The organism is Mycobacterium sp. NPDC004974, assembly GCF_053600815.1.
Genome location: NZ_JBSGAQ010000019.1, coordinates 76,019 through 102,704, shown reverse-complemented (window position 1 = coordinate 102,704; position 26,686 = coordinate 76,019). Strand labels below are relative to the sequence as shown.

The window sequence follows — 26,686 nt, the reverse complement described above, 5'->3', positions numbered from 1 at the left end:
TCGTCCTTCCCTAGCTGTCGGCGATGCCGGCACCGGCCAGCGCCGCGACGCTGTCCTCGGCCCGCAGCAGCGAGCGGGCGCCGGCCTTGAACTGGGCGAGCTTGTCGATGACCGTCTGTCCTTCCGGGGTGTGGCCCCAGATGCTGATGCCCTGGTGGGTGGTGGGCTCCCAGGTCATCTCGTCGACGACCAGCGGGTTCCACCCCACCTCCCATTCAAACCCCGACGGCGTCATCGCGTAATAGGACAGTTGCCGGTCGTTGGTGTGCTGCCCGACTCCCAATGCCATATCGAAGCCGAGTTCCTTGATCCGCCGGTAGGACGTGGTCATATCGTCGAGGTCGGCGACCTGGATGTTGAGGTGCTGGACACGGGTACGGATCGGGTTGACGGGCAGGCGGTGCACTGAGGCGATGGCCACCGAGTGGTGGCGCTGATTGACCCGCAGGAACCGGATCTTGATCTTGACGCCGCCGATCGTCTCGTCGATGAAATCGGACAGCCGGGCGTCGAACACAGTGTTGTAGTAGCCCCGCATCTGGTGCGGCTTCTTCGTGGCGATCGCGACATGCCCGATGCCGCAGTCACCGGTCACGAACCCACCGCGCACGGCCATCTGCAGTGGTGCGGCGGCGGAATGGGCGCGGGTGAAGATCTCCTGCGTCAACCCGTTGGGGCCTGGGAACCGCACGAGCCGCTCCACCCCGCGCAGGGCGGCTTCTTCTAAGCTGCCTTCGGTGATCGGCACACCGTGACCCACGATGCGTCCGACGATGTCGTCGAACGTGGCATGGTCGTCGAGCTGCCATCCGAGCGCCGTGACGTCCTCGGCCGGTCCACGCCGCAGCAGGAAGCGACATTCGTGGTCGTCGAGCCGGAAGCGAAGGACATCCGACACCGCGTCGTCGACGTGCATGCCGACCCCGTCGCGGCCGAAACGCCGCCAATCGCCGAACTTCTCGGTCTCGATGACGACGTAGCCGAGGTGCACATTGCCAAATACGCTAGGCATGAGCGAGATTCGAGTTCTGTCGGAGGAACTCGGTAACAAGTTGATTGAACAACGCGGAGCGTTCCCACTGCATCCAGTGGCCGGTGTGCGAGGTCATCACGAGTTCAGCGTTCGGCATGGCGTTGAGCAGCATCGGGCCGCCGGCCGGCCGGTTCACCTTGTCGTCGCGACCCCACAGGATCAGGGTGGGCGTCTGCAGGTTCTGCAGCCGGCTGTCACGGGTGAGATCCATGCGCCACAGCGTGCGCAAGGCCTTCGGTCCCGACGGCCGGGTCAACGGCGGATCGGCGACCACCTCGGGATCGATGGATGCCCGGTACCGCAGGTCGATCAGATCATCGGGCACCGAACTGCCGTCGTAGACCAGGAAATTGCGGATAAAGGTAGCCAGCTTCTCGCGGCTCGGACCGTCGCCGGTGTAATAGGCCAGCAGGCTGTTGAGGCCCGCGGTCGGCAAGCCTCTGGTCGTCCCGATCCCGCCGGGGCCCATCAGAACCAGCTTTTCCACCCGGTGTGGGGTGTCCAGCGCCAACCGCAATGCTGCCGCGCCGCCGTATGAGTTGCCGATGAGATGCGCTGTCTCGATGCCCAGTTCGTCGAGCAGGCCGCGGATCACGTCGGCAAGGAACCCGAATGGATCGGCCTTGTCGATTCCCTTGGCCGAGCGCCCATAGCCGGGCATATCCGGCACGATCACCCGGAAATGTGCTGCGAGAGCGTCGATGTTGCGGCCGTAGTTGGACAGCCCGGTGGCCCCGGGACCGCCACCGTGCAACATCACCACGGCAGGACCGGCGCCGGCCTCGGCATAGAAGATGGATCGGCCTGCGACCGTCACGGTGTGTTCGGCAAGTTCGGTCGTGGTCATGCGCGGACTCCAGTTCTGATCGGGGTAGCCGGCGTGTAGCCGGTTGGTGGTGCGGGTAGCCGCTGCCCGGGTTCGGCTGCGGCATAGATGAATCCGTCAGGCCGTAGCACCACGGCGGCGGCCTTCTTCCGTCGCAGCCAGGCGACGAGAGTGCCGTCGATGTCGCGGACCGCACCGGGTCTGGTGCCGCTCCGAGGACCGGCCAACGCGATCGCAGGCACGCCCATGTCGGTCCACGCCTGCGCGCCGGCCGGGGCCACGCCGGTGTGAAGCACCGTCCATCGCCCAGCCACGACGTCATCGAGGCGACGCGTCACGCCGGTGTCGTCGATGACCCACGGCTGCGGGAGCTGCCAACCCACTGCCCGATTGCCGGTCCGGACGAAGAGGCCCTCGTCGTATCGCGCATCCGGGATCCAATAGAGCTTCTGGCCGCCGCCCAGCACCCCGGGAAGCCTGGTCAGTGCCCGCAGGGTGTGGTTGCGGACGGCGGCGAGAACCCGGTTGCGCTCGGTGATCACGCGGCCGACCAGACAGGCGCGGCGGGTGACTTCGACGACGTGCGGTTTGCGTTCTGCCTCATAGGAATCCAGGAGCGCATCCGGGGCCTGGCCGACCAGCACCGCGGCGAGCTTCCAGCACAGGTTGGCCGCATCGCGCACACCGGCCGACATACCCTGGCCGATCCATGGCGGCATGGCGTGCGCAGCGTCGCCGGCCAGGAAGATGCGCCCCACCCGCCAGCGGTCGGCAACCCGGACATGATGGCTGTAGACCACGGCCCGAAGTATCTCGACGTTTTCGCGAGTGATGCCCTGATCCTCCAGCACCTTCCAGATCTCGGGCTCGCTGACCAGTTTCTGCTCGTCCTCACCAGCCCGGGCCGGGTACTCCCAGCGGTGGTGCCCCAGCGGTGTCGGGCAATCGACGGTGGGACGGTCCGGATTGCAGTGGAATCGGAGCCGGTCGTGGGCATCCCATTCGGTGAGCACCTTGGTGTCGATGACAACCCATCGCTCGGCGTAAGTGTTACCCGAATACCCGATGCCCAGTTGCCCACGCGTCGGGGAGGATCCGCCGTCGGCGGCGATGACATAGGAGGCCCGCACTCGCTTGAACGTGTCGGTGCGAAGGTCGGCCAGCATCAGCTCGACGTGATCCGATTTGGCCAGCACCCGCAGACATTCGTGTTCGAGCAGCACCGCGACGGTGTCGAAGCGCTCCACGCCTTCGCGCAGGACATGGTCGACCGCGGGCTGGTAGATGAATTGCTGCGGCGGGTGGCCTGATCCTCGCGCGACGATCGTCGTCTCGATGAAGGGCACGCCCTCGGCGTCGACGAATGCCGCGGGCCGGTCGGGCAGCATGTCCTGCTGCAACCTATCCGCGAGTCCGACCGACTGCCAGATGCGCAGCACCTCTTCGTCGGTACTGATCGCCCGGGCCCTGCCATACACATCTGGATCACGCTCTACGACAAGCACTTTCAACCCTTGCGCCCCCAGCAGGTTCGCCGCAGTAGCCCCGGTGGGCCCATAGCCGATCACCGCTACGTCATAGAGGTCTGCAGTCACAGTGGCATCTCTTATCGTCCAGAACTTGTTTCCGTAGTGATCGCTACGGTAATGTAGCGATCACTACAGCGTCAAGAAGGAAATGACGGGAGTCCACATGCCCGCTGGCGAGCAGCCCAAGCCACGCCGTCGCCGCCTCGATGGCGAGCAGTCGCGGCAACGGATCCTCGACGCCGCCACTGAAATCGCCGCCGAGCGCGGATATGAAGGCACCAGCATCGCGCTGGTGAGCAAGAAGTGCGGCTTGCCGGCCAGCTCGATCTACTGGCATTTCAAGGACAAGGACGATCTGATCGCGGCAGTGATCGAGCGCAGTTTCGGAACCTGGCTGGCGGCCTGGCAGGTGCCTGACGACGGCAGCACCGAAGATCGCGCCGTAGGCCTCGGCGCACACGTAGCCAAAGCGCTGGTGGACTCCCCCGACTTCATCCGGCTGGGTCTGATGCTCGCGCTGGAACGGCGCCCCGTCGAGCCCCGGGCCCGGGCAATGTTCCTGCAGGCGCGCGCGCAGGCACTGAGCCAGTTGTCCGAGACGATCCGGAGCTGGACACCCGAACTCAGCGACGCCGACGTCTCCCACCTGGCGACCTATGCGATCGCCGGCGCCGACGGGCTGTTCATCGCCAGGGAGATCGGTGGCGATTCAGTGGATCTCATCGCGCTTTTCGAGCTGCACGCGCTGAATTTGATCGACGCGGCCCGCCGGCTGGTCAACAAGGCCGGCCCTTAGCTCCCCAGCATCCGTAATCTGGATCGGGTGAGTGTGCGGGGCTGGCTGCTGCTGGGCGCGATGAGCATCATCTGGGGCATCCCGTACCTGCTGATCAAAATCGCCGTCGACGGCGTCTCGGTACCCGTGCTGGTCCTGGCCCGCACGGCCGTCGGCGCAGCCGTGTTGTTGCCACTCGTGATGTCTCGCGCCGCGTGGGCGCCGGTGTTGCGGCATTGGCGGCCCGTGCTGGCGTTCGCGTTCTTCGAGATCATCGCGGCGTGGTTCCTGCTCTCGGATGCCGAACGCCACCTGAGCAGCTCGTTGACGGGCCTGCTGATCGCCACCGCACCGATCATCGCCGCGGTTCTCGACCGGCTGACCGGTGGAGAACGGTTGAGCGCCAAGCGAATCACCGGCCTTGGTATTGGCCTGGCCGGAGTGGCGGTGCTCGCCGGGCCGGGGCTCACCGGTGGGCACGGCTGGCCGATCGCCGAAGTGCTGCTGGTGGCAACCTGTTACGCGATCGCGCCACTGATCGCCGCGCGCTATCTGGGCGACGTACCCACCCTTCCGCTGACGGCGGCGTGTCTGACGATCGCGGCGCTGATCTACACCACCCCGGCGCTGCTGACCTGGCCCGACCAGATGCCGTCGCGGCGCGTGCTCATCGCGCTGGCCGCACTCGCCGTGATCTGCACGGCACTGGCCTTCGTGGTGTTCTTCGCGCTGATCCGCGAGGTCGGTGGCGCGCGGGCACTGGTGTTCACCTACGTCAACCCCGCAGTAGCGCTGGCCGCCGGGGTCATCGTGCTGGGTGAGCCGTTGACCGTCTACAACGTGGCCGGGCTCGCGCTGATCCTCGCCGGATCGATCTTGGCCACCCGCACTCCGCGCGATCCCGATCCGCGGATCGAGGCCGAGGTCAGCCGCGCAAGCCCGCGCTGAGCATCTCCTCGACCGACACGAACTTCACCCGGGGCCGCGCCGCTTGCACGCCGCGATCCCGCTCGGCGGCATCGATCGCGCGCCAACCCGGCCAGCCGACCGGCTCGGCTCCCCGTGCGGCCAACAGCGCATCGAGCGACTCCCGGCCCTCTACGTCACGGGCCAGCAGGCCGGCATCGAAATCCGCCCACAACTGGGCCACTGTTTGCTCGGCGCACAACCGGTTCGTACCGATCACCCCGCGCGGTCCACGTTTGATCCAACCGGTCACATAGGCACCGGGCACCGGTGCACCGTCGACGACACGTCCGGACTCGTTGGGCACGGTTCCGGAGTCCTCGTCGTAGGGCAGTCCCGCGACAGGCAGGCCGCGGTAGCCGATCGACCGCAAGATCAGTGACGTCTCGATCACCTCGGTGCCTCGTCGGTCACTCTCGATCTCCAACCCTTCGGCCCGGTCGGCACCCTGGACGGCGACCGGAATAGCACCGAAGCGGAAGACCACACGCTTGTTTCCAGCGGTCGGGGTGCGCTCGGCGTACTCCCGGGCGATGGCGAGTTTGAACGAGGCTTCGATGTCGTCATGCTCGTCGTCCCGGGGAAGGTCCGCAGGGTCGACGACGACGTCGACACCCTCGAGGTGTCCCAGGGCCAGGAACTCCCCCGCCGAGAATGCGGCGTGGCCGATGCCGCGCCGGGCCAGGATCACCACTTCCTGGATTGCGCTGCCGGCCAAGGCATCAAGGGTGTGCTGGGCGACGTCGGTGGCGGCCAGTGCGGCCCGGTCCATCAGCAGCACCCGGGCGACGTCGAGCGCCACGTTGCCGTTGCCGACGATGACCGCTCGCTGGCCCGACAGGTCGAACTGATGCCCGGCGTGGTCGGGATGCCCGTTGTACCAACCGACGAACTCGGCCGCGGCGTGATGACCCACCAAGCCCTCACCCGGAATGCCCAGTCGCCGGCTGGTGGCCGCGCCCACCGCGTAGATCACCGCGTGGTGATGGGCCAGCAGCTCATCGTGGTTGACGGTGCGGCCGACCTCGACGTTGAAATGGCTGGCGAACCGCGGGTTGGTGAACGCCCGCTCGAAGATGTCGACCACCGACTTGGTGTGTTGGTGGTCGGGCGCCACTCCCGCCCGGATCAGGCCGAACGGCGTGGGCAGCCGCTCGAACAGGTTGATCTCCACACCGTCGACATCGATCAACTCGGCGGCCGCATAGCAGGCGGCCGGCCCGGATCCGACGATGGCCACCCGGAGTGATCCCGACTCGACCCGCGCGCGGGACACCGGCGCAGGTCCGATCACCGGCTCGAGCGGATGGCGCTCGAAATAGGCGGCATTGAGGTCCTTGAACCGCTTCAGTTCGCCGGGCAGGTCCTCTTCGTAGTGGATCGCGCCGACCGGACACTCCTCGAAGCACGCTCCGCAGTCGATGCACGATTCCGGATCGATGTAGAGCATCTCGGCCGACGCGGAATCCAGCCCGCTCTCGGCCGGACGGATGCAGTCCACCGGACACACCGGCACGCAGCTGGCGTCCTTGCAGCAGTTCTGCGTGATCACGTAAGCCATCGGACCTCCCCTGTCAGATCTGGGCAGATCATACTGGACACATGTCCGATTTCGCGAGACGCAGGTGGCACCACTAGAGCTCGGGGTGGCCGAACTGGACAAAAATCACAGCCGAAAATGCGCTGATACAAGCAATTTCACTGAACAATTGCCAATCGTGCCGCGGATCTATATCTTGGACACATGTCCAGGCCAGCGGTGGCTACGGTCACTCGCCTACACGACGCACAGTGTCAGCGCATCCGCACGCAACGCCGTGTCTTCGGTGCGGCGACGCAACTTCTCGATGCAGACAACGACGTCTCGGTGCCGGCGCTGGCAGCTCGCGCGAAGATGGCGCCCGCGGCGCTCTACGCACATTTCTCATCCATCGAGGTGGTGTTCGCCGAGCTGTACCTCGACCGGGTGATTCAGCTGCCGCTCGACATCGATCCCGCGACCAGCACCACCGACCGCGTCACCCAGCAGCTCACCGCACTCACGCTGTTGATGGCCGATGAGCCTCGGTTGGCCCGCGCCTGCACCCAGGCACTGATGAGCACCGACGACGAGATGGTCGACGATGTACGTGGGCGGATCGCGGTTGAGATCACGCGCCGAATCTCGACCGCCTTGGGCGGCGGAGCATGGCCCGAGGTACTCGCCACCTTGGAATCAGTGTTCTGGGGCGCACTGCTGCAGGCGCAATCGGGAGCGATGAGTTACCGGCAGATGGCCCGCCAGCTCGAGACCATGGTCTCGCTGATCGTGCCCGGGAGCTGACACGCCACTCGTGCCGGCTTACGCCATCGCGGCCAACCAGCCCCGGTACTCGGTGATGTCGCGGCCTTGCGCGGGAGCGATGTGGTCACAGCCGAATCCGGTGATCCAGCGGCCGTCGTCGAGCTCCACCTTCCCGAGCAACATCGGCGCGGGTAACTCGGCCAGGAACTCCCCCAGTGCGGCCGGGGACAACAGCCACCGCTCACCCACGATCGGTGCCCCGCCTTCGTCGACGCGGGTCAGACCCGGCTTGGGTGGAACGGTGTCGAGCGCATACAGGCGGTAGTGCGGCGCGGTGGTGATCGGACCCGCCCAGCGCGCGCCCCGCCCGGTGAGCTGATGTTCCAGCGGCTGCCCGCGCAGATGCGCACCGAACACCGCGAGTTCGGTCAGTGGCGCGCCGCCCGACTCCGGCCAGGTCGCAGCCGACGGAACGTCGAGGAACCGAGCTGCCAGATCGGCGATGACGCCATCGTGGAATCCCGGTGCCAGCAGGGTGATTCCGAACTGCGCACCGTCGGGCACCACCCCCGCGGGAATCGCGATGGCGCACATGTCGAACAGGTTGCAGAAGTTGGTGTACCGGCCCATCCGGGAGTTCACCGCGACCGGGTCGGCCGCGACCTCGTCGATGCGGGGATGCTCGGGAGCCGTCGGGACCATGAGCGCATGACAACCGGCGAGCTGGGCCAGCGCTTTGGCTCTGAGCTCCTCGACCCGCCGCCGGTCCCGCAGCAGATCCGCCGCCGAATGCGCTCCAGCGGCGGTGATGATGGCCGACACCGTCGGGTCCAGCCTGGCATCGGGACCGGCTGCGCCGACGAACTCCCCTACCGCATCCCACCTTTCAGCCACAAGTGCGCCGCTGTAAAGAAGGTTGGCGGCGGCGAAGAAGTCGTCCAGCGGGATCGGGACCGTGTCGAATCCGGCGTCGTTCGCCTGGCGTACGGCAGCGCCGAACGCGGCCTGCCAGTCATCATCGAGCCCGGCCAATGTGTCCGGTATCGCGATTCTGGGAGTCACCGGCGCGGCGAAAGGGACGTCGGCCGGCCACTGCCGTTGCGGCGCACCGGCACTCATCACAGCCATCGCCGACTGGGCAGTGACCAGGTCAGCGGCGAAGATCGTCACACAGTCATAGCTCGCGCAAGCCGGGACCACACCCTCGGTGGAGACCAGGCCGACCGTGGCTTTGATTCCGACGATGCCCTGCAGTCCGGCCGGAACGCGACCTGACCCTGCCGTGTCGGTGCCGATGGCGATGTCGGCGAAGCCGAGCGCGACGGCCACCGCCGACCCCGAACTCGACCCGCCGGAGATGTAGTCCGGTCGGCGGGAATCCCGCACGGCGCCATAGGGACTGCGTGTCCCCACCAATCCGGTGGCGAACTGGTCGAGGTTGGTCTTCCCGATGACGACAGCACCGGCGGCCTTGAGAGCGGTCACCGCCGGTGCGTCGGCATCGGGAATATAACGGAAATCCGGGCACGCCGCAGTGGTCGGTATCCCGGCCACGTCGACGTTGTCCTTGACGGCGAGCAGCAACCCGGCCAGTGGGCCGTCACCGGCAAGCGCGGCGCGGTGTTCGTACTCCACCTCGGCTTGCGGGCGCAGGTGGATGAACACCTCGTCGCGTCCGCTCTCGGCGATGGCGCGGTAGATCTCGGCAATGCGGGTCACGCAGACTCCTTTCGTGCGAATTCTCCTGCCGCTGCCCAACGCTCGCGCTCCTCACCCCGGGCGGCTTCCATCGTCGCGCGGGTCGCCGCGATGTCCCCGGCATTGGCGGCCAGGAACCGCTCATGCTCGGCCAGTGAGAACGTTCCGTCAGTGATCTCGACCTGGCCGCGTCCGGCGGCCATGTCGGCACGCAGGTCCAGTAGCTCCTCGGCGGACACCGGATACCACTGGATGCGGTCGAAAAACCGCAACAGCCAGGGGTGTTCGGGTTCGAAGCCCTGGGCCACCAGTGGGTGCCGGTGGTTCCAGATCTGGGTGGTGCGGCCGACGAACTGGTATCCGCCCGGCCCCTCCATCCCGTAGATGCACAGGTATGCCCCACCGATACCGACCGCGTTCTCCGGGGTCCAGGTCCGCGCCGGGTTGTACTTGGTCGTCACCAGACGGTGACGCGGATCCAGCGGGGTGGCGACCGGCGCACCCAGGTAGACATCGCCGAGACCGAGCACCAGATACTCGGCGTCATAGACGATTCGGTGCACATCGTCGACCGAGGCCAGGCCGTTCATCCGGCGGATGAACTCGATGTTCCACGGGCACCACGGCGCGTCGGCGCGCACGCCGTGCATGTAGCGTTCGATCGCTTCCCGGGTCGACGGGTCGTCCCAGCTCAGCGGCAACCGCACGGTGCGACTGGGCACCACGAGATCCTGCGCGGCGGGCAACGACGCTTCGAGCTCGGTGAGCAGCGGCACCAGCTTGGCCTGCGGGAGCCGGGCCGGGTCCACCTTGACCTGCAGCGAACGGATCCCGGGTGTGAGGTCGATCAGCCCGTCCGGCCGGTGTTGTTCGAGCGCGTGGTGCAGTGCGTGGGCACGGGCCCGCAGCGCCAGGTCCAGTCGCATCTCGCCGTACTCGACCAGGACGTTGTCGTCCCCGATCCGGCGGTAGGTGACTGCCGTCGTGCCATCGGATGAGGTTGTGCCGGCGATGATTCCGTCGTCCTCGTCACCGCCGGCGGAGAACACCGCGGGGATCGAGGCGCGCCGCGCAGGACCGACCGTGGCCGGCGCGGGTGCCGCGGACGCCCGGACCGGGACGAACCGGATGGTGGCGCCGGGGGCGAGTTGACCCAGTTTCCAGCGGTCGGCAGCGGTGACGGTGACGGGGCAGACGAAACCGCCGAGGCTCGGGCCGTCCGGGCCGAGCAGGATCGGGGTGTCCCCGGTGAAGTCGAGCGAACCCACCGAATAGGCGTTGTCGTGGATATTCGACGGGTGCAATCCGGCTTCGCCGCCGTCGGGGCGGGCCCATTCCGGTTTCGGTCCGATCAACCGGACGCCGGTGCGGTCGGAGTTGAAGTGCACCTCGTAGTCATGGTTGAGCAGTGTGTCGATGTCGTTGCGCGTGAAGAACTCCGGCGCGGAGTGCGGGCCGACGGTCACCGCGATGTACCAGTGGTTGCTGATGGCCGGCTGTTCCTCGAACAGGATGCGGCGCCGTGTTCCGGTCGGCACATCCAGGGTTTCCAGCTTGTCCCCCACGGCCAGCGCCCGGCCCTCGTGGCCGCCGAACCGGCCGAGAGTGAATGTCGATGCACTGCCCAGGTATTCATCGGACTGCAGCCCGCCCGCCAGCGCGATGTAGATCCGCAGGCCCGGGCCGTCGACCATTCCCACGTCCAGGACCTGGCCGGCCTTGACCAGGACGGGCACCCACTGCGCGACCCGCGTCCCGTCGGCGGTCACCGGTGCAGGCGCACCGGTGACGCATACCCAGGTGTCGGTGTCGAACCGCAACGCCGGCCCGCCCATCGTGGCCTCGAGACCGGGCGCGCCCTCCGGATTGCCCACCGCGATATTGGCCAGCCGGAAGGACACATCGTCCATGGGGCCCGACGGCGGCACCCCGATCTGCCAGTACCCGGTCCGACCCGGCCAATCCTGGACCGTGGTGGCCATGCCGGGCCGGATGACTTCCATCGTGGTCACGGGCGCGTCACGATCATCCGCACGGCCGTCGGGTCGAATCCGTTGCACGGGTTGTTGATCTGCGGGCAGTTCGACACCAGCACCAAGGTGTCGATCTCGGCGCGCAGCGACACGGTCTTACCCGGAGCGGAGAGGCCGTCGACGATGCCCAGTGAGCCGTCGGGGTCCACCGGGACATTCATGAAGAAGTTGATGTTGCTGACGATGTCGGCCTTGGTCAGCCCCCACCGGGCACCCTCGCCGATGAAGTTCTCCACGCAGGCGTGCTGGTGTTTGGTGTGGTGCCCGTAGCGCAAGGTGTTCGATTCCTGCGAGCAGGCCCCGCCGAGGGTGTCGTGATAACCGACCTCGTCATCGACGATGGTCAGCATCGGCTCGCCGTCGCTGTCGCGCAGTACCGATCCGGTGGTCAGGAAGATGTTGCCCTGTGCCACTATCGTGGCCGGAGCGCTGTAGCGCACGGTGTGGTCCTCGGCGCCGTAGAACAGGGTGTCCACAGCTTGGTTGCCGTACAGGTCGACGATGGTGAGCACATCCCCGGCGCACACGATCTTCGACCACGGGGCGCGCGGTGCGACGATTTCATCGACAAGGGTGTTGGCGGCGGTGATCGTCATCGGGCACTCCAAACGTCTTCGGAATTCAGGTAGGCGCGTTGATATTCGGGATCGCGGTCACCGACCGTGGCGCCGATCTCGGCCAGGTCGCCGGGCGCCGACCAAGCCAGGACCTCAAGCGGGCCGACGGTGAACTGCGGTGCCGGATCCAGTGGGTGGGCGGTATTGGCGATCGCCACGATCAGCGGGAGATGGGTGACCAGTTCGACGGCGGTGCCGGCACCGGCCGATCCGGTGGACACCAGCGTGCCGTCGGCGTCCACCCGCACACCGTGGAAGAAAGACAGGCTCGGTGCCACGTCGCGACGGGTCAGGCCGTTCTTGAGCGCGGCTAGGGCGAGCAGTTCACGCCCGGCAGGGCTGGATGACTCCACCTCGCCCGCACCGTATTTGACCGCATTGCCGGTCCGGGTGGTCGTGCCGCACAACGCGTCGTGGTGCCCCGAGGTGTCCGACACCAGGGTGGCCAGCACCCGCCCCTGGTCACTGAGCAGCGGATGTCCTGTCGAAAGGTAGGCCTGCCAGGGCACTTTCACCGTGTCGGCGACGTTGAGCCGCTCCCAGGGTGCGTCGGCCCGCCACAGCAGCAGGTGAGCGCACGCGGTGCCGTCCAGATCACGCAAACGCAGCCGGGTGCCGCGGGCCAGCACCTTGCTGGTGTAGCGGCCGCCGGGAACTGTTTCAGCCCACGTCAATTGCTCAGGTGCAACGTTCTGCGGCGGCGTGGGCCACGCCGATGCTGGTACGACGGGCATCGAGTCGGTGAGGGTGCCGGCCTGGGCCCGGGCGTGGTCGCGGGCGCCTGTGGTTGTCGCGGTAGTCATCGGTCAGGCTCCGATCGTGACGGGATTGGGGTGGGTCTTGCCGCGCGGGAAGCACAGTGCGCCGAGGACGACGGCGGCCGCGATGCTCAGGGGTCCGGCCCATTGCAGGATCGGCAGTTCACCTGTGGGGTTGAAGATCTCGGCACGCGGCCACCCGAGGTTGACGATCATCACGGCGCCGTAGAGCACCGCCAGGACGTTCACGACGAGGCCGAATTTGCCGAGTGAGAACAGCGGCAACCCTTCGGCATCGACCTGATTGCGCTGGGCCGGCCAGCCTTTGAGCCGGCGATACAGCAGCGGAGCGGTCACCAGCAGATATGCCAGGTAGATCAGGATGATGCAGACGCTGGCCAGGGTCGCGAAGATCGCCGAATTGCCGACGTTGACCAGCAACACCCCGATGCACAGCAGGCCGATGAGCACCGACGGCCAGATGGGTGTTCCGGTGTGGCTGTTGACCCGGGACAGGATCGCCGACGCCGGCAGTCGCCCGTCACGTGCCATCGAGAACATCAGCCGGGAGGCGGCCGTCTGAATTGCCAAGGTACAGATCGTGATCGCAATACAGACGTCGATCAGCAGGACCGTGCCCCACGGTGAGGACAGCACGGTGTCGAGTACGTACGGCAGACCTTCGGTGGCCAGGCGTCCGTCGGTCAGGCTCGGGGCCGCCATCAGCGCGCCCAAGATCATCAGCCCGCCGCCGAGTGCCGAGACCGACAGGGCCAGACGGATGGTGCGGGGCGCGACGCGACGCGGATTGCGGGTCTCCTCGGCGAGTTCACCCGCCGAGCCGAAACCGACCATGACGTAGGCCGCCATCAGCCCGGACATGATCCAGGCCCACACGTAGCCGGGTTGGCCGCCGGCGTGGCCGGTGTCGAAAACCACCTGCGGGCCGCGCTGGGCATGGGTGAAGAACACCCCGATGACCGCGATGACACCGACGATCTCGCAGATCACGCCGGCGCTGTTGACGCGCGACATCCATTTGACACCAAGGCAATTGATCGTGGTGGTGAGCACCAGCAGGACCGTGCCGAGCAGTACCGCGTTGGCCGCCCCGCTCGGTGAGGTCAGGGCCGGGTCCTCGCCGATGATCTGGAATCCGGACCAGATCGTGGGCAGCACCACCTGCAGCGCGATCGCCGCAGCCGACGCGGTGACGATCTGCGCCAGGATCATGAACCAGCCGCCGAACCAGCCGATCACCTCGCCACCCATCCGCCGGGACCACTGATAGATGGCCCCCGAGATCGGGTAGCGCGCGGCCAACTCGGCGAAGCACAGCGCAACGAGGAACTGGCCGAGGAACACCGCGGGCCAGGTCCAGAAGAAGGCGGGACCGCCGAAGCCGAACCCGAGGCCGAACAACTGGAAGATGGTGGTCAGAATGGACACGAACGAGAAGCCCGCGGCGAACGATTCGAACTTGCCGAGCCGACGGTGCAACTGCTGGTCGTAACCAAACTCGGCCAGGTCGTCATGGTCGCCAAGACGGCCGGCCACATCTCGCTGGCTCTCGGTAGCGCTGCTGGTCATAGGCGTTTCTCTCAGGCTCGGGGGCGATGCCGCCAGCTCCTTAACTGTCACTTGACAGATAAGCCTCTCGGCGTGTCCGAGCTGTCACCCACGTGTTTCGTTCATGTAGCCAGCAGTAAGCATTGGGTTGCCGAATCCTCACCGGACCCATCGCCTGTCACAATCGCCGACATGGCTGTGGCTCCGTTGGACGATGCCCACCGGCGGATCGCGTCGGCGGACAGCGAGGGCGACCTGGTGACGGCCGCTGCCGCAGCCCACGATGCGGTGACAAAAGTGATCGACACCCGCGTCGGGGCCGCCCCGGTCGCCGAGGCGTGGTCGGCCGTGGTCCGCGCCGCGCTGTCGACCGCAGCGCGGTTGGTGACCCCCCGCCTCTACTGGTACACCTCGGGCAGCGTCGGCCGCGGCGATGCACTGCCTGGATCAGACCTGGAAACCCTGGTGGTCCGCAGCCCCGACGTGACAGTAGAGTCGGCTCTGACGCAGGCCGCGCATGTCCACGATCTACTGGCCTGTTGCGGGATCCGTGCCGACGACAACGGTGCAGTCGCCTCCCGGACGCGGTTCAACCGCACCGCCCAGGACTGGGCGGTCGGCATCGGCCGGTGGGCCGCCGACCCGGCTGCCGATCGAGGTGTGGTGATGATCGGCCTGCTGGCCGACGCCGTCCCCGTCGGTGACGGACCCGACATCCGTGATCAGGTCGGTATCGCAGCGCGGGCGCAACCCGCGGCGCTGGCCGCGATGCTGCAGGACTCCACCTTCCCCCGCGCCCACGTCCCGTCTCGGCTACGCGCGCTGACGTCCAGCGAGGGCAGCGTCGACATCAAACTCGCCGCGGTGGACCCGGTTGTCCGCATCGCACGCTGGGCCGCGCTGAGTTGCGGGTCCGACGCACTGCCCACCGCCGACCGGATCGCCGCGGCGGCCGGCACCCGCTACCTCGATGCCGACGACGCCCGGGTGCTTGCGAAATGTCACGCGATCGGGTCGAGCATCCGCTGGCGGGTGCGGGCCGCCCGCTGGCCGGCTTCCGACGGCGACTCCGCCGGTTTCGCGGAGCGGGTCGAATTGTCAGAACTCCCGCCGCAGGACCGCACCGCCCTGCGCAGCATCGGGCGTGAACTCACCGGCGTCCGACGCAAACTCGACTACCTGGCGTCGACCTCGACGTTCTCCTCGTGGTAGCCGAACTCGATGGGGCCGACCGTCATGCCCTGGCCCAGACCATCGCCGCCGAACGCCTGGAGGGCTGGCAGCCCACACCGGAGCAGATCGATTCCCTGACCGCCTTACTGTCCGGTGCGGAGACCTTCGGCGAGTACCTGGGGCGGCAACTCCCCACCTCTGCCCCACCGCCACGCCGCCGGGTGTTCGCCCGCCGCCGCCCGTATTTCATCCCGGGAACGTCGGTGCTGCGCAACAACTTCGGCGTGCAGGACGCAACGGTGCTCGCGCAGCTGGAATTCGTGGCGACCGCCGGCCGAATCCTGCAGGTGCACCTGCGCACCCAGGACACCGATCTGGACATCCGGTCACTGCATCAGCATGTGTTCGGGGATGTGTACGCGTGGGCAGGCGAGCCGCGCATCGTCGAACTCCGCAAGGGTGACAGCGCGTTCGGCCCGTGTGCCCGCATTCCACACGCCCTGGAGGCACTGCACACCGAGATCGGCAGACTCACCGACGAGGGCACCGAGATCGACGACGGCACGCTGTCCTATCGGCTGGCCCGAATCTATGCCGACTACAACCAGATCCATCCGTTCCGCGAAGGCAATGGGCGCACCGGAACGCTGCTGTTGCATCTGCTCGCCGGCCGGGCCGGTCGCCGGTTGTTCCTCGATGACATGGCCCGCTCCGAGTGGATCAGTGCATCTCGGGACTCGATGCCGTTCCGGCGCGACGGGCGCGCCGATCCGCGCCCGATCATGGCGGTGCTGCGCGGACGGCTGCGGCCACGGAGGATATTGGATGCCGATGTCTGATGACCTTCCCCCGCACGGCCTGGCAATAAGCGCCGATGAGGCCGACCAGCTTTGGGACCCATGGACTCCGGCCGAGGTGGCCCGCCGGTTGGCCGGCGTCGATACTCCGTGGTGCGTAGCCGCAGGATGGGCGATCGACCTGTACCTCGGTGATCCGCCGCGGCCACACGCCGACATCGAGATTGCCGTTCCCCGCCGAGACTTTCCGCAGATCGCCGCCGCACTGGACGGATTCGATTGGGACGTGGCAGGTGCCGGCCGGTTGTGGCCCTACTCGGACGTGAGCGATCACCCCGCCCTGCACCAAACCTGGTGCCGCGACCCGACCACCGGGCGGTATCACCTCGATGTCTTCCGCGAGCCGCACAGCGGGGATCAATGGTTGTGTCGGCGCGATCCGTCGATCACGTTGCCCTACCCGGAACTGATCGGCTTCCGCGACGGAATCCCCTACCTGGTGCCGGAAGTCGCGCTCCTATTCAAGGCGCACCGCACTGCCGCCAAAGACGAGCAGGACTTCCGCCGCGTAGCACCACGACTGACGAGCACGGGGCGAACACGGCTCCTGAGCTGGCTGACCCGGCTCTGCCCCGACCATCCCTGGTCGGCTCTATTACGCGCTTAGGGATTCGGATCCGTCAGGTAGCGCTGCACGGTCGGCCCCATCCAGGCGACGAGCTCGTCGACACCGGCCGACGCCATCGGTTCGATCTTGAGTTGATACCGCGCGAACGCCAGTCCGACGAGGTGCACGGTCACCAATTCGACTCGAAGCTCGGCATCGTCGACGCCGAACTCCGTCGCCACCCGTTGGGCCACCGGTCCGGCCAGGGAATCGTGTAAGAGCTTGCGCGCCAACGGCTGGACGCCCGCGGACCGGAACACCATCAGCAAGGGATCGAACGAGGCGGCGTCCCAGCGTTGGACGACGTCACGGACCAGACGTGCGCCGATATCCGCGGTTCCCTCGTCGAGCAACAGCGCCAACTGGTGCAACGGATGCTGCGGAGTATCGAGCACCGACGCATTGAACAAGCCCTCTTTGTTGCCGAAGAAGTAGTAGACCATCGCGACATCGACCCCGGCATCGGTGGCGATTCCGCGCACCGTCGCGCGCTCATAGCCGGCGCGCATGAAGTGCTCGCGGGCCGCATCGATGATCCGCTGTTTGTTCTGTTGACCGGTGCGCCACCGGCCGCTCCGCCGGGTCTCCGACATGGCCGGAGCTTACTTCAACACCCGTTGACCTATGCAGGAGGCGAGCGTAGCGTTTTTCTTCAACATGAGTTGAAGAAAGGAGTTCGACATGACAAATCGGCGCCTCTGGTGGCGACACCTGATCTCCGTGCTGATTGCCCCGGCCACCATGACGGTCTTCATTCCGGGCCTGATCATCTGGCTTACCGGGGTGAAAGCACCCGACCTCAGCACCCCGACAGGCCTCCTCCTCGCCCTCGTGGGAGGAACACTGATCGCGCTCGGGCTGTGGTTCCTGGTCTGGACCGAGGTGTTGTTCGACCACGTCGGCGAAGGGACATTGGGTATCGGCTCCCCGGTCCACCTGGTCCTGCGGGGACCGTATCGGCACGTCCGGAACCCGATGATGACCGCGGTGTTCTGCATCCAGCTCGGTACCGCCGTCGCTACGGCTTCCCCCTGGCTGTTCGCCTGGTTCGCCCTGTTCGCCACGATCGTCGCCATCGCCATCCCGACCATCGAGGAACCGCACCTCCTCCGGCGGTTCGGCGCGCAGTACGAGGCGTACCGCCGGCACGTGCCGCGGTGGATTCCCCGGGTGACACCCTGGGCCCAGGCCTGACCCCCGCCGACCATCACCGGTTTCGCATCACCCTGCGCCGATCTCTTCAGGCAGGTCAAACTGGGTTGGACACTCGCACCGGCACCCGCCCGGGATTACCCGGGTGTGAGCTCGCGTTGTCGCCAGAGACCGCGACTGAAAGTGAGAACCGTCGATGGGCACCCCACTGCACCTCGCCGTCGCACTCGATGGCACCGGCTGGCACCCGGCATCCTGGCGCGAGCCGCTGGCCCGCGCGGGCGAAACACTCTCGCCGCGGTACTGGACCGACCTGGTCCGCCAGGCCGAACTCGGACTACTGGATTTCGTCACGATCGAAGACGGACTCACGCTGCAGTCCGATCATCCATTCCGCCCCGACGACCGCACCGACCGAGTGCGCGGCCGCCTCGACGCCGTGCTCATCGCGGCGCGCGTCGCGCCCCGCACCCGACACATCGGGTTGGTGCCCACCGTCGTCACCACCCACACCGAGCCGTTCCACGCGTCCAAGGCCATCGCGACACTCGACTACGTGAGCACCGGCCGGGCCGGGGTACGGGTCCAGGTGTCCTCCCGCCGGGATGCCGCAGCCCACTTCGGCCGGCGCGAACTGCCCGAGGACCGCGCCACGCTCACTACCGAATTGTTTGGCGAAGCAGCGGATTACGTGGAAGTGCTGCGCCGCTTGTGGGACAGCTGGGAGGACGACGCCGAGATCCGCGACGTGGCCAGTGGACGGTTCATCGACCGAAACAAACTGCACTACATCGATTTCGAGGGCGCGACATTCTCGGTGAAGGGGCCTTCCATCACCCCGCGGCCACCGCAGGGACAACCCATCGTGGCCGCGCTCGGCCACGTCGACCCCGCCTACCAACTCATTGCGGACAACACTGACGTCGGCTTCGTCACCCCGCACAGCCCCGACGAAGTCGCCGCCCTGGTCGACTCCATCGCCGCGCTCCGCCCCACGCAGGCCCCGCCGGTGCGGGTATTCGCCGACCTGGTGGTGTTCCTCGACCACACGACCGATGCGGCGCAGGCCCGACGCGACCGCCTCGATGAGCTGGCCGGCACCGAATACCGCAGTGACGCCGAGATTTTCGTCGGGACAGCGAGCCAATTGGCCGATCTGTTGCAGGACTGGCACACCGCCGGCGCCACCGGCTTCCGGCTGCGCCCGGCATCCCTGCCACACGATCTGCAGCAGATCACCGATGCACTGGTCCCCGACCTGCAGCGCCGCGGTCTGTTCCGCGAGGCTTACGAAGCATCCACGCTGCGTGGGCTGCTCGGCCTCACCCGCCCCGCCAACCGCTATACGACCGTCTGACACGGACCAGGAAACGCCCATGAGCAAGCCTGTCAAGCAGATTCACCTGGCCGCACATTTCCCGGGGGTCAACAACACCACGGTGTGGAGCGACCCCGAATCCGGAAGCCACATCGAATTCGATTCGTTCGTCCGGTTTGCGCAGACCGCTGAACGCGGCAAGTTCGATTTCCTGTTCCTGGCCGAGGGGCTGCGACTGCGCGAACAAGGCGGCCAAATCTATGACCTCGACGTCGTCGGGCGCCCGGACACCTTCACGGTGCTGGCGGCGCTGGCCGCGGTGACCGATCGGCTCGGGCTGACCGGCACCATCAACTCGACCTTCAACGAACCCTATGAAGTGGCACGGCAATTCGCCTCGCTGGACCACCTGTCCGACGGCCGGGCCGCCTGGAACGTCGTCACCTCCTGGGATGCCTTCACCGGCGAGAACTTCCGCCGCGGCGGCTTCCTGCCCGAGAACCAGCGCTACGAGCGCGCCACGAGCTTCCTGGCCGCCACCCATACGTTGTTCGACTCCTGGCACGGTGACGAAGTCGTCGCCGACAAAGACCGGGGTGAATTCCTGTCCCATCCGGCTGCCGGTGAGTTCGCCTACCGCAACGATCATTTCGATATCAGTGGCCGGTTCAACGTCCCCCGCAGCCCGCAGGGGCGTCCGGTGATCTTCCAGGCCGGGGACTCCGATCGCGGGCGTGAGTTCGCCGCGGCGGCCGCCGATGCCATCTTCTCGCGGTACGGGACGCTCGAGGACGGTCAGAAGTTCTATGCCGACGTCAAAGGCCGCCTGGCCAAGTACGGCCGCCATCACGACCAGCTGCTGATCCTGCCCGCGGCCACCTTCGTCCTCGGGGACACCGACGACGAGGCCGCCGACCTGGCCCACGAGGTGCGTCTGGCCCAGGTGTCCCCCGCCACCGCGATCAAGTTCCTCGAACAGCTGTGGAACCGGGACCTTTCCGATCACGACCCGGACGGGCCATTACCCTCGGTCGACCCGGTGGTCGGTGAGAACACCATCGCCAAGGGCCGGGCCAGTGTGCGGATGCACCGGGACCCGATCGCGGTCGCCAACGAATGGCGCGCCAAGGCCGAGGCACAGAACCTGACCACCCGCGAGCTCATCGTCGAGGTGACGGGGCGGCAGAACTTCGTCGGGTCGGCCGCCACGATCGCCGAATCGATCGACCTTCTCGTGCAATCCGATGCCAGCGACGGATTCATCCTGGTCCCCCACGTCACCCCGGGCGGGCTCGACCCGTTCGTCGAGCGCGTCGTCCCGCTCCTGCAGGAGCGCGGCGTGTTCCGCACCGACTACAAGGGAACGACCCTGCGCGAGCATCTGGGATTGACGCTGCCCGAGCATCCGGGGCACGCGGAGCACACGGCCGCAACGGGTTAGCGGCTAATCGTCGGCCTCGTCGGCCTCGTCGGGTTCGGTGCGGTCCTTGTACTCCCAGCTCGCCCCCGCAGTCAGTGTGCCGGGCTCCAATTCGGTGCGCCCGGCGTCGCGCACGTGCACCGTCTGCGCCAGGATCTCGTCGGGCTTACCGCCGATCACGATGACCGGATGCTCGTATTCGATGCCGTAGAGCTTGAGCGCCGCATGCACCGCGTGCGCCGCGGCCTTACCGCGCGACATCTTGGCGTTCGAGTTGACCCTGATGACCAGCCGGCGTTCCGGTTCGGCGTCTTCGGCGTCCATGGCATCAGACTAAAGCTTGATCCAGAACTTGTCGTACCCCTCTGCGATGATGGGGTTATGTCCTCGGCCGCAGCCACTTTCGACGCTGAAGTGAGTCCTGCGCAGCGGTTGGAGGCGTTGTTCGAGGAGTTGGAGGAGCTGACCGGCCAACGTAACGCGATCGACGGACGCATCGTCGAGATCGTCGCCGAGATGGAACGCGACGAGTTGTGCGGTACCACCGGCGCCCGCTCGATGAAGGCGCTGGTGGCCTGGAAGACCGGCGTCAGCCCGCGCAACGCGGAGACCGTGGTGGCCGTCTCGCGGCGGCTCGAGGAGTTCCCCCGCTGCGCCGAAGGCATGCGGGAGGGTCGGCTGTCGCTGGATCAGGTCGGGGTGATCGCCGAGAAGGCTGCCGACGGATCCGATGAGCACTATGCGGAGTTGGCGGCGGTGGCGACGGTTACTCAGCTGCGCACGGCCGTACAGCTCGAGCCACGCCCCGAACCCGATGCACAGCCCGAACCCGAACGCTCGATCACCAAAACCGTCAACGACGAGTACACGACCTACCGGATCCGGTTGCCGCGGATCGAGGCGGCGAAGTTCGACGCCGCCCGGCAAGCCCATCACGATGGGCTGATCGCCGACTGGAAGCGCGATCACGACACCGACGACAACCACTCCGACGGCGACAACGGGCAGCAGCAGCCGTTTCCCGACAGCGTGGATGCATTCATGAGTGTCATCGAGGCCGGCTGGGACACCGAGGCGGCGCGTCGTCCGCATGGGCAGCACACCACGGTGGTCGTGCATGTCGACCTGGACAAGGACGGCGACAAACCGGTCGCCGCACTGCATCTAGGGCCGCTGCTGACCGACGAAGAACGACGCTACCTACTGTGCGACACCACCTACGAAGCCTGGTTCGAACGATCCGGGCAGGTGATCGGCGCCGGGCGCAGCACCCGGCAGATCAGCCGCAGGCTGCGCCGGGCCCTCGAGCACCGCGACCGCTGCTGTGCGGTGCCTGGCTGCGGGGCCACCCGCGGTCTGCACGCCCACCACATCGTGCATTGGGAGGACGGCGGATCCACCGAACTGGACAACCTGGTGCTGGTCTGCCCGTATCACCACCGGCTGCACCACCGCCGCCTCATCACGATCACCGGGCCCGCTGATCGGCTGGTGGTCACCGACAGTGCTGGCAGACCGTTGCACGGCGGGTCGCTGGCCCGTCCACCCACGACACCCCCACCGGATGTTCCACCGTGTCCCGGACCGACCGGGGAACGCGCCGAATGGTGGTGGTACCAACCCTTCCAACCCCAACCACCACCGAAAGTCGCCTAGCCCCTGGGGCCATGTCGGATGCAGCCAGCCCTGGTGGTCCAGGGCGCGCTGACCTGCCGGAAGTGTTTGCACATCAGGTGAGCTGATGGCACAGCCGACTGGATCGCGAGTGCGACCTTGTCGAGAAAGGCGACGACGACCTACGGCTCCTCGGAAACCACTTCCCTGAGGAACTGTCCACCGTGGATGGCGGCCAGCAGCGAATTCTCCGAGGTGCGGTTGGCGGTGAACAGCAGCTCGTCGCCGGCTTCGAGCACATCGTCGGGCTTGGGCAACCTGACCTTGTTGCCGCGGACCACGGTGACCAGGGCGGTGTCGACCGGCAGATCCAGGCGGTCCACCCGCTGACCGACCACGGGGTTGTCTTCGGGCAGCGTGAGTTTGGTCAGCTCCACCCGGCCCCCGCGCAGTGTCATCAACCGCACCATGTGCCCGACATCGATGGCGCCCTCGACACCGGCCACCAACGAGCCCGGCGTCGACACCGCGACATCGATGCCCCAGTCCTGACCGAACAACCATTGGTTACGGATGTCATTGATGCGGGCCACCACCCGCGGCACGCCGAACTCGGACTTGGCCAGCAACCCGACCACGAGATTGGACTTGTCATCACCGGTGGCGGCGATCAGCACGTCGCAGGTTTCGATCCCGGCCTCCTCCATCGCCGAGAGCTCGCAGGCGTCGGCCAGCAACCAGTCGGCGCCCGGCACCGTGTGCGGCTCGTATCGGCGGTGCAGCTGCTCGATCAGCAAGACCTTATGACCGTTCTCGAGCAACTCGCGCGCAACGGAACGGCCCACATTGCCCGCACCGGCAACCACCACTCGCATGTTCCGTTCCGCCACTCAGCCATTTTCGCCTATTCGCACGGCACACTCACGGCCCTTCGTCCTGATTAACTAAATCCCGATGAGCCTGAACCAGCTGTACCTGACCTTGCTCACCGGCGGCATCGTGCTCCTGGCGAGCATCATCGGCACGCGCGTGGCGACCCGGATCGGGTTCCCCAGCCTGCTGTTCTTCCTGCTCGTCGGCATGGTGCTGGGCGTCGACGGGATCGGGTTGGAGTTCAACAACGTCGAACTGGCCCGCAATGTATGCACCACCGCACTGGCGATCGTGCTGGTCGAAGGTGGTTTGACCACTCGGTTCTCCGATATCCGCGGCGTACTGGCACCCGCCTCGGTGCTGGCCACCGTCGGCGTGGTGGTCAGCACCCTCATCACCGCTTTCGGTGCGCACCTGCTGCTGGGCATGGACTGGCAACTCGCGCTGCTGCTCGGGGCGATCGTGGCCTCCACCGACGCGGCCGCGGTGTTCTCGGTGCTTCGGATCCTGCCGCTGCCGCGACGGCTGGCCGGCCTGTTGGAGGCCGAATCCGGTTTCAACGACGCGCCCGCGGTGATCCTCGTGCTGATGTTCAGCGTGGTGCCGTTCGTGTTCCACCCCGAAGGTGCCATCACCGACCTGCTCTACGAACTGGTCACCGGTTCTCTGCTGGGCTTGGGCGTGGGGTTCGCCGGTGCGTTCGCCTTGCGCCGGATCGCGCTGCCCGCCTCGGGTCTCTACCCGATCGCTACCTTCGGGCTGGGTTTCATTGCGTTCGCCGCCGCGGGCAGTGCCCACGCGAGCGGTTTCATCGCCGCGTACCTGTCCGCGGTGGTCCTCGCAAACTCGGGCCTGCCGCACAAGTCCGCCACCCGTTCCTTCGCCGAGGGGGTGGGCTGGCTGGCCCAGATCGGGCTGTTCGTGCTCCTCGGGTTGCTGGTGAACCCGCACGATCTGGCCGGCGACATCATCCCGGCGATCGTCATCGGGCTGGTGCTGCTGCTGATCGCCCGGCCGGTATCGGTCGTGCTGTCCCTGGCCGGATTCCGGATCCCGTTGCGCGAACAACTCTTTCTATCGTGGGCCGGGTTACGCGGTGCGGTGCCGATCGTGCTGGCGACCTTCCCGATCGTCGCCGGTGTGCCCGACAGCTACCGGCTGCTCAATATCGTGTTCGTCCTCGTGGTGATCTTCACCCTGGTGCAGGCGCCCAGTATTCGATTCGTGGCCAATGCATTGGGGCTGATCACCCGCGACATCACCCGCGAGATCCAGGTCGAAGCCGCACCGCTTGATGTGCTCGACGCCGAGCTGCTGACCATGACCGTACAGCCCCATTCCCGGCTCCACAACGTGACGATCCTTGAATTGCGGCTTCCTGATCCCGCGGTCATCACGTTGATCATCCGCAACGGCCGCACGTTCGTCCCGCTGCCGGACACCCGCATCGCCGTCGGCGACGAACTGCTCATCGTCACCACCAGCAAGACGCGGCACGCCGCCGAGGCGCGGATGCGTGCCGTGAGCCGGCGCGGCAAACTCGCCTACTGGTTCGACGAATACGGGCTGGAGGACTGAACGAGTATCGCCGCTGGCGATCGTCCAACGACGCACTCCGGCCTCGGCCGGAACGACGGGATAAGACCCGCGCCGACTACCGACAACCGTAGAAGGCGGCCGCGATCGTCTGCCTGTCGATGAAACTGCGGCCCAATCGCTCAGCGATGCGCCGACCTTCAACCGAAGTGGCGTTCTCCCAAGGATGTTCCACCGAAGGCAGCGCAGTGAAAGCTACGACCGCGGGCTCGATGCCGGCGAGAGACGCCAACATCAGCGCGATCTGCGGAGCCGTGGCAACCGCTCCTACGACCAGGTCGGCCGCCACCGGTAGAACATGGCCGGGGCGTCGAAAAACATCCGGTGTGCTGTCGGGGTCACTGAGCCTCCTGATGGTCGTGGCCCGATCGAATGCCGAAATGCCGGTGCTGATTCCGCTCGACGCATCCACGGCAACGTAGCTGTTTGGGCACCGAGAGCCATGATCGGCCGGCATAGGCGGGATGCGCAGGGCGTCTAGCCGTTGACTGTGCATCGCAACGAAGATCACCCCGGCTCCGTGGCGGACCAATTCGGCCGTCCCGTGGGGCGTCGCCTGGGCCCCGGCAAGGGCCATCAAACATTCGGCACCGTAGCCGATGATGATCGGGTCCCCCTGCGCATAATCGGCCACCGTTGCCTCGAAGCCCTGTGGCAGTTGAGCGACACGCGCGGGTGCGAACTCGTCGAGGCCCTGAGATGCGCTGCTCACCGCCACCGCCAGACCCCTCGCCTCAACGTCGGCCGGCCGAGCAACTCGAGGAGGTCAGCGCCACCGGGCCGCGTGGCGTTGGGCCGACCGGCGTCAACCGTCGACAACCAGCGCTCCGCACGCCCAACGAGTTCCCGTTGTGCGGTGGTCACCCGGTTGGGATGGCGATCCGTGTACTCCACGATCTGCCCGAGGCGTTCACGCAGGCGAGCGCAGCTCATCCCGAAGTTCGGGAGCACCTCTTCAGGGTCAGGCCCACCGTACCGAGCCCACCGGACCACGAAAGTGACCAAATCCCAATCGAATCCCGAGAGAGTATCGACATCACCAGGAGCTGCGGCCGCCGTGGGAACCTTCCGCGATTGCCGACTGGAAGTTTGCGCCCTTGCGCCGGAACTGGATTGGGCTGCTCGCTCGCGCACAATCGGTGCGCTGTCCTGTCCCACCATCATCTCCCACCACTGTTGATTTGGTTGAGGAAAGCCATGCGTTGCGGCATTTTCGGCGAGACTGGCCGCGAAAGCCGGATCGGCATCGTCGACCTGGTCCGACAGGACCGAGATGTGTTCGTATGAACCACTTCACCGCACCTGTCGTGCACAGGTACGCCCCGGCGCCCTGTTACTCTGAGCCATGAACATACGTTGAAAGAACGGTGCGGAAAGGCAGAGCTCAGGTGCCCCGAGACAACATCCGGTCCGAACCGACACGGGCCGCTTTGCGGCAAGCGGCTCTCGACGTGGCCAGCGAGTACGGCGTCAAGGGAGTCACCCACCGCCGCGTCGCCGCCGCGGCATCTGTTGCCCTCGGCTCGGCCAGCTATCACTACGAGAACATCGATGAACTGATGTTCGAGGCGTTTGCGGCCTGGGTGCAAACGCAGAGCGACCGCTTCATGCCGCCGTTCCGAACTGCTGTCGATGAGGACACGCTGGTAGCCGCAGTGCTCCACCTGCTCTCCGTCATGTACGGCGACGAGAAGGACCGAATCCTGCTCTTCGAGATCTACGCCCACTCCGTTCGCGATCCCGCGTATCACAAGTTGGTCGAGAACTGGTCGGCTTCCACCCGCTCGGAACTCGCGCGCCTCTACAGCAGCGAAACAGCCCAACGTCTTGAAGCGGCCTGGGAAGGTATCGGTGTCCAGTTGGTCATGGGCGGCTCGGTGAAGTCCGCGAGCGACGCCGAACCGCTGTTCCGATTGATCCTGAGCCAGGAGAAGCCGAAAGCCGGCAAGCGCAAGAACGCCTCCAGGAAAGTGGCCAAGGCCGGCTGA

The 26,686-nt window shown here is 66.7% G+C and carries 26 protein-coding genes; 12 read left to right on the top strand and 14 right to left on the bottom strand.

What is annotated here, in order from left to right:
- Positions 1-10: 10 nt before the first annotated feature.
- Genes ACWEFV_RS30105 through ACWEFV_RS30095 form a run of 3 tightly spaced genes read right to left on the bottom strand, consistent with a single transcriptional unit; the run spans position 11 to position 3,454 of the window.
- Positions 11-1,012 (bottom strand): VOC family protein, encoded by a 1,002-nt coding sequence (locus ACWEFV_RS30105; RefSeq protein ID WP_450072874.1) that lies wholly within the window; start codon positions 1,010-1,012, stop codon positions 11-13.
- Positions 1,005-1,880: an alpha/beta fold hydrolase gene (locus ACWEFV_RS30100; RefSeq protein WP_450072873.1), complete on the bottom strand. Its 876-nt coding sequence runs from the start codon at positions 1,878-1,880 to the stop codon at positions 1,005-1,007. Before ACWEFV_RS30100 ends, ACWEFV_RS30105 begins: the two co-directional genes overlap by 8 nt.
- Positions 1,877-3,454, bottom strand: a complete 1,578-nt coding sequence (locus tag ACWEFV_RS30095) for a bifunctional 3-(3-hydroxy-phenyl)propionate/3-hydroxycinnamic acid hydroxylase (protein ID WP_450072872.1) — start codon at positions 3,452-3,454, stop codon at positions 1,877-1,879. The genes ACWEFV_RS30100 and ACWEFV_RS30095 overlap by 4 nt, the downstream gene beginning before the upstream one ends.
- Before the next feature lie 97 nt (positions 3,455-3,551).
- Between ACWEFV_RS30095 and ACWEFV_RS30090 the strand changes: the two genes are divergently transcribed.
- Both ACWEFV_RS30090 and ACWEFV_RS30085 read left to right on the top strand, forming a co-directional pair.
- Positions 3,552-4,184: a TetR/AcrR family transcriptional regulator gene (locus ACWEFV_RS30090; RefSeq protein WP_450072871.1), complete on the top strand. Its 633-nt coding sequence runs from the start codon at positions 3,552-3,554 to the stop codon at positions 4,182-4,184.
- Between the two features lie 27 nt (positions 4,185-4,211).
- Positions 4,212-5,111 (top strand): DMT family transporter, encoded by a 900-nt coding sequence (locus ACWEFV_RS30085; protein WP_450072870.1) that lies wholly within the window; start codon positions 4,212-4,214, stop codon positions 5,109-5,111.
- Here ACWEFV_RS30085 and ACWEFV_RS30080 read toward each other — a convergent pair.
- Entirely contained in the window at positions 5,089-6,690 is a 1,602-nt protein-coding gene (locus ACWEFV_RS30080; protein ID WP_450072869.1) for an FAD-dependent oxidoreductase, read from the bottom strand. The two genes, ACWEFV_RS30085 and ACWEFV_RS30080, sit on opposite strands and share 23 nt — an antisense overlap.
- Before the next feature lie 183 nt (positions 6,691-6,873).
- Between ACWEFV_RS30080 and ACWEFV_RS30075 the strand changes: the two genes are divergently transcribed.
- The gene (locus tag ACWEFV_RS30075; RefSeq protein WP_450072868.1) at positions 6,874-7,452 is read left to right on the top strand and encodes a TetR family transcriptional regulator; all 579 of its coding nucleotides are present in this window, start codon (positions 6,874-6,876) and stop codon (positions 7,450-7,452) included.
- Between the two features lie 18 nt (positions 7,453-7,470).
- Here the strand turns inward: ACWEFV_RS30075 and atzF are convergent, their stop codons facing one another.
- Genes atzF through ACWEFV_RS30050 form a run of 5 tightly spaced genes read right to left on the bottom strand, consistent with a single transcriptional unit; the run spans position 7,471 to position 14,109 of the window.
- Positions 7,471-9,132 carry an allophanate hydrolase gene (atzF, locus tag ACWEFV_RS30070; RefSeq protein ID WP_450072867.1) on the bottom strand — a complete coding sequence of 554 codons (1,662 nt, stop codon included), beginning with the start codon at positions 9,130-9,132 and terminating at the stop codon, positions 7,471-7,473.
- Complete coding sequence (locus ACWEFV_RS30065; protein ID WP_450072911.1) at positions 9,129-11,114, bottom strand: 5-oxoprolinase/urea amidolyase family protein; 1,986 nt, start codon at positions 11,112-11,114, stop codon at positions 9,129-9,131. The genes atzF and ACWEFV_RS30065 overlap by 4 nt, the downstream gene beginning before the upstream one ends.
- A 5-nt stretch (positions 11,115-11,119) precedes the next feature.
- On the bottom strand, positions 11,120-11,740 hold the full coding sequence (locus ACWEFV_RS30060; RefSeq protein WP_450072866.1) for an urea amidolyase associated protein UAAP2: 621 nt from the start codon (positions 11,738-11,740) through the stop codon (positions 11,120-11,122).
- Positions 11,737-12,564 carry an urea amidolyase associated protein UAAP1 gene (locus tag ACWEFV_RS30055; RefSeq protein ID WP_450072865.1) on the bottom strand — a complete coding sequence of 276 codons (828 nt, stop codon included), beginning with the start codon at positions 12,562-12,564 and terminating at the stop codon, positions 11,737-11,739. The genes ACWEFV_RS30060 and ACWEFV_RS30055 overlap by 4 nt, the downstream gene beginning before the upstream one ends.
- A gap of 3 nt (positions 12,565-12,567) precedes the next feature.
- Complete coding sequence (locus ACWEFV_RS30050; RefSeq protein WP_450072864.1) at positions 12,568-14,109, bottom strand: amino acid permease; 1,542 nt, start codon at positions 14,107-14,109, stop codon at positions 12,568-12,570.
- Positions 14,110-14,280: 171 nt separating this feature from the next.
- On the opposite strand from ACWEFV_RS30050, the gene ACWEFV_RS30045 reads away from it, so the two are divergent.
- Genes ACWEFV_RS30045 through ACWEFV_RS30035 form a run of 3 tightly spaced genes read left to right on the top strand, consistent with a single transcriptional unit; the run spans position 14,281 to position 16,725 of the window.
- On the top strand, positions 14,281-15,300 hold the full coding sequence (locus ACWEFV_RS30045; RefSeq protein ID WP_450072863.1) for a putative nucleotidyltransferase substrate binding domain-containing protein: 1,020 nt from the start codon (positions 14,281-14,283) through the stop codon (positions 15,298-15,300).
- Positions 15,294-16,100 carry a Fic/DOC family protein gene (locus tag ACWEFV_RS30040; protein WP_450072862.1) on the top strand — a complete coding sequence of 269 codons (807 nt, stop codon included), beginning with the start codon at positions 15,294-15,296 and terminating at the stop codon, positions 16,098-16,100. The genes ACWEFV_RS30045 and ACWEFV_RS30040 overlap by 7 nt, the downstream gene beginning before the upstream one ends.
- A complete protein-coding gene (locus tag ACWEFV_RS30035; RefSeq protein ID WP_450072861.1) occupies positions 16,087-16,725 on the top strand; it encodes a nucleotidyltransferase domain-containing protein in 639 nt (212 codons plus the stop codon). Before ACWEFV_RS30040 ends, ACWEFV_RS30035 begins: the two co-directional genes overlap by 14 nt.
- Here ACWEFV_RS30035 and ACWEFV_RS30030 read toward each other — a convergent pair.
- Complete coding sequence (locus ACWEFV_RS30030) at positions 16,722-17,318, bottom strand: TetR/AcrR family transcriptional regulator (protein WP_450072860.1); 597 nt, start codon at positions 17,316-17,318, stop codon at positions 16,722-16,724. The two genes, ACWEFV_RS30035 and ACWEFV_RS30030, sit on opposite strands and share 4 nt — an antisense overlap.
- A gap of 88 nt (positions 17,319-17,406) precedes the next feature.
- On the opposite strand from ACWEFV_RS30030, the gene ACWEFV_RS30025 reads away from it, so the two are divergent.
- From ACWEFV_RS30025 to ACWEFV_RS30015, 3 genes are all read left to right on the top strand, one after another.
- A complete protein-coding gene (locus ACWEFV_RS30025) occupies positions 17,407-17,919 on the top strand; it encodes a methyltransferase family protein (protein WP_450072859.1) in 513 nt (170 codons plus the stop codon).
- A gap of 154 nt (positions 17,920-18,073) precedes the next feature.
- Complete coding sequence (locus ACWEFV_RS30020) at positions 18,074-19,234, top strand: LLM class flavin-dependent oxidoreductase (RefSeq protein WP_450072858.1); 1,161 nt, start codon at positions 18,074-18,076, stop codon at positions 19,232-19,234.
- 19 nt (positions 19,235-19,253) lie between these two features.
- The gene (locus ACWEFV_RS30015) at positions 19,254-20,636 is read left to right on the top strand and encodes an NtaA/DmoA family FMN-dependent monooxygenase (protein WP_450072857.1); all 1,383 of its coding nucleotides are present in this window, start codon (positions 19,254-19,256) and stop codon (positions 20,634-20,636) included.
- A gap of 3 nt (positions 20,637-20,639) precedes the next feature.
- Here the strand turns inward: ACWEFV_RS30015 and ACWEFV_RS30010 are convergent, their stop codons facing one another.
- Complete coding sequence (locus tag ACWEFV_RS30010) at positions 20,640-20,939, bottom strand: hypothetical protein (protein WP_450072856.1); 300 nt, start codon at positions 20,937-20,939, stop codon at positions 20,640-20,642.
- A gap of 57 nt (positions 20,940-20,996) precedes the next feature.
- Between ACWEFV_RS30010 and ACWEFV_RS30005 the strand changes: the two genes are divergently transcribed.
- A complete protein-coding gene (locus ACWEFV_RS30005; protein WP_450072855.1) occupies positions 20,997-22,271 on the top strand; it encodes a DUF222 domain-containing protein in 1,275 nt (424 codons plus the stop codon).
- Positions 22,272-22,411: 140 nt separating this feature from the next.
- Here ACWEFV_RS30005 and ACWEFV_RS30000 read toward each other — a convergent pair whose 3' ends face one another.
- A complete protein-coding gene (locus tag ACWEFV_RS30000; protein WP_450072910.1) occupies positions 22,412-23,104 on the bottom strand; it encodes a potassium channel family protein in 693 nt (230 codons plus the stop codon).
- Positions 23,105-23,183: 79 nt separating this feature from the next.
- Here ACWEFV_RS30000 and ACWEFV_RS29995 point away from each other — a divergent pair, with 79 nt between their 5' ends.
- On the top strand, positions 23,184-24,680 hold the full coding sequence (locus tag ACWEFV_RS29995) for a potassium/proton antiporter (RefSeq protein ID WP_450072854.1): 1,497 nt from the start codon (positions 23,184-23,186) through the stop codon (positions 24,678-24,680).
- 76 nt (positions 24,681-24,756) lie between these two features.
- Here ACWEFV_RS29995 and ACWEFV_RS29990 read toward each other — a convergent pair whose 3' ends face one another.
- Positions 24,757-25,410 (bottom strand): 3,4-dihydroxy-2-butanone-4-phosphate synthase, encoded by a 654-nt coding sequence (locus ACWEFV_RS29990; protein WP_450072853.1) that lies wholly within the window; start codon positions 25,408-25,410, stop codon positions 24,757-24,759.
- A complete protein-coding gene (locus ACWEFV_RS29985; protein WP_450072852.1) occupies positions 25,407-25,649 on the bottom strand; it encodes a hypothetical protein in 243 nt (80 codons plus the stop codon). The genes ACWEFV_RS29990 and ACWEFV_RS29985 overlap by 4 nt, the downstream gene beginning before the upstream one ends.
- A gap of 437 nt (positions 25,650-26,086) precedes the next feature.
- Here ACWEFV_RS29985 and ACWEFV_RS29980 point away from each other — a divergent pair, with 437 nt between their 5' ends.
- On the top strand, positions 26,087-26,686 hold the full coding sequence (locus ACWEFV_RS29980; protein ID WP_286174750.1) for a TetR/AcrR family transcriptional regulator: 600 nt from the start codon (positions 26,087-26,089) through the stop codon (positions 26,684-26,686).

Coding starts and splice junctions, on each gene's coding strand:
- ACWEFV_RS30010 (WP_450072856.1), bottom strand. CDS start 20,939: ATGGACGCCGAAGACGCCGAACCGGAACGCCGGCTGGTCATCAGGGTC.
- ACWEFV_RS30005 (WP_450072855.1), top strand. CDS start 20,997: ATGTCCTCGGCCGCAGCCACTTTCGACGCTGAAGTGAGTCCTGCGCAG.
- ACWEFV_RS30020 (WP_450072858.1), top strand. CDS start 18,074: ATGGGCACCCCACTGCACCTCGCCGTCGCACTCGATGGCACCGGCTGG.
- ACWEFV_RS30035 (WP_450072861.1), top strand. CDS start 16,087: ATGCCGATGTCTGATGACCTTCCCCCGCACGGCCTGGCAATAAGCGCC.
- ACWEFV_RS30105 (WP_450072874.1), bottom strand. CDS start 1,012: ATGCCTAGCGTATTTGGCAATGTGCACCTCGGCTACGTCGTCATCGAG.
- ACWEFV_RS30060 (WP_450072866.1), bottom strand. CDS start 11,740: ATGACGATCACCGCCGCCAACACCCTTGTCGATGAAATCGTCGCACCG.
- ACWEFV_RS29995 (WP_450072854.1), top strand. CDS start 23,184: ATGAGCCTGAACCAGCTGTACCTGACCTTGCTCACCGGCGGCATCGTG.
- ACWEFV_RS30100 (WP_450072873.1), bottom strand. CDS start 1,880: ATGACCACGACCGAACTTGCCGAACACACCGTGACGGTCGCAGGCCGA.
- ACWEFV_RS30000 (WP_450072910.1), bottom strand. CDS start 23,104: ATGCGAGTGGTGGTTGCCGGTGCGGGCAATGTGGGCCGTTCCGTTGCG.
- ACWEFV_RS30045 (WP_450072863.1), top strand. CDS start 14,281: ATGGCTGTGGCTCCGTTGGACGATGCCCACCGGCGGATCGCGTCGGCG.
- ACWEFV_RS30065 (WP_450072911.1), bottom strand. CDS start 11,114: ATGGAAGTCATCCGGCCCGGCATGGCCACCACGGTCCAGGATTGGCCG.
- ACWEFV_RS30090 (WP_450072871.1), top strand. CDS start 3,552: ATGCCCGCTGGCGAGCAGCCCAAGCCACGCCGTCGCCGCCTCGATGGC.
- ACWEFV_RS30015 (WP_450072857.1), top strand. CDS start 19,254: ATGAGCAAGCCTGTCAAGCAGATTCACCTGGCCGCACATTTCCCGGGG.
- ACWEFV_RS30050 (WP_450072864.1), bottom strand. CDS start 14,109: ATGACCAGCAGCGCTACCGAGAGCCAGCGAGATGTGGCCGGCCGTCTT.
- ACWEFV_RS30055 (WP_450072865.1), bottom strand. CDS start 12,564: ATGACTACCGCGACAACCACAGGCGCCCGCGACCACGCCCGGGCCCAG.
- ACWEFV_RS30025 (WP_450072859.1), top strand. CDS start 17,407: ATGACAAATCGGCGCCTCTGGTGGCGACACCTGATCTCCGTGCTGATT.
- ACWEFV_RS30080 (WP_450072869.1), bottom strand. CDS start 6,690: ATGGCTTACGTGATCACGCAGAACTGCTGCAAGGACGCCAGCTGCGTG.
- ACWEFV_RS30030 (WP_450072860.1), bottom strand. CDS start 17,318: ATGTCGGAGACCCGGCGGAGCGGCCGGTGGCGCACCGGTCAACAGAAC.
- ACWEFV_RS30075 (WP_450072868.1), top strand. CDS start 6,874: ATGTCCAGGCCAGCGGTGGCTACGGTCACTCGCCTACACGACGCACAG.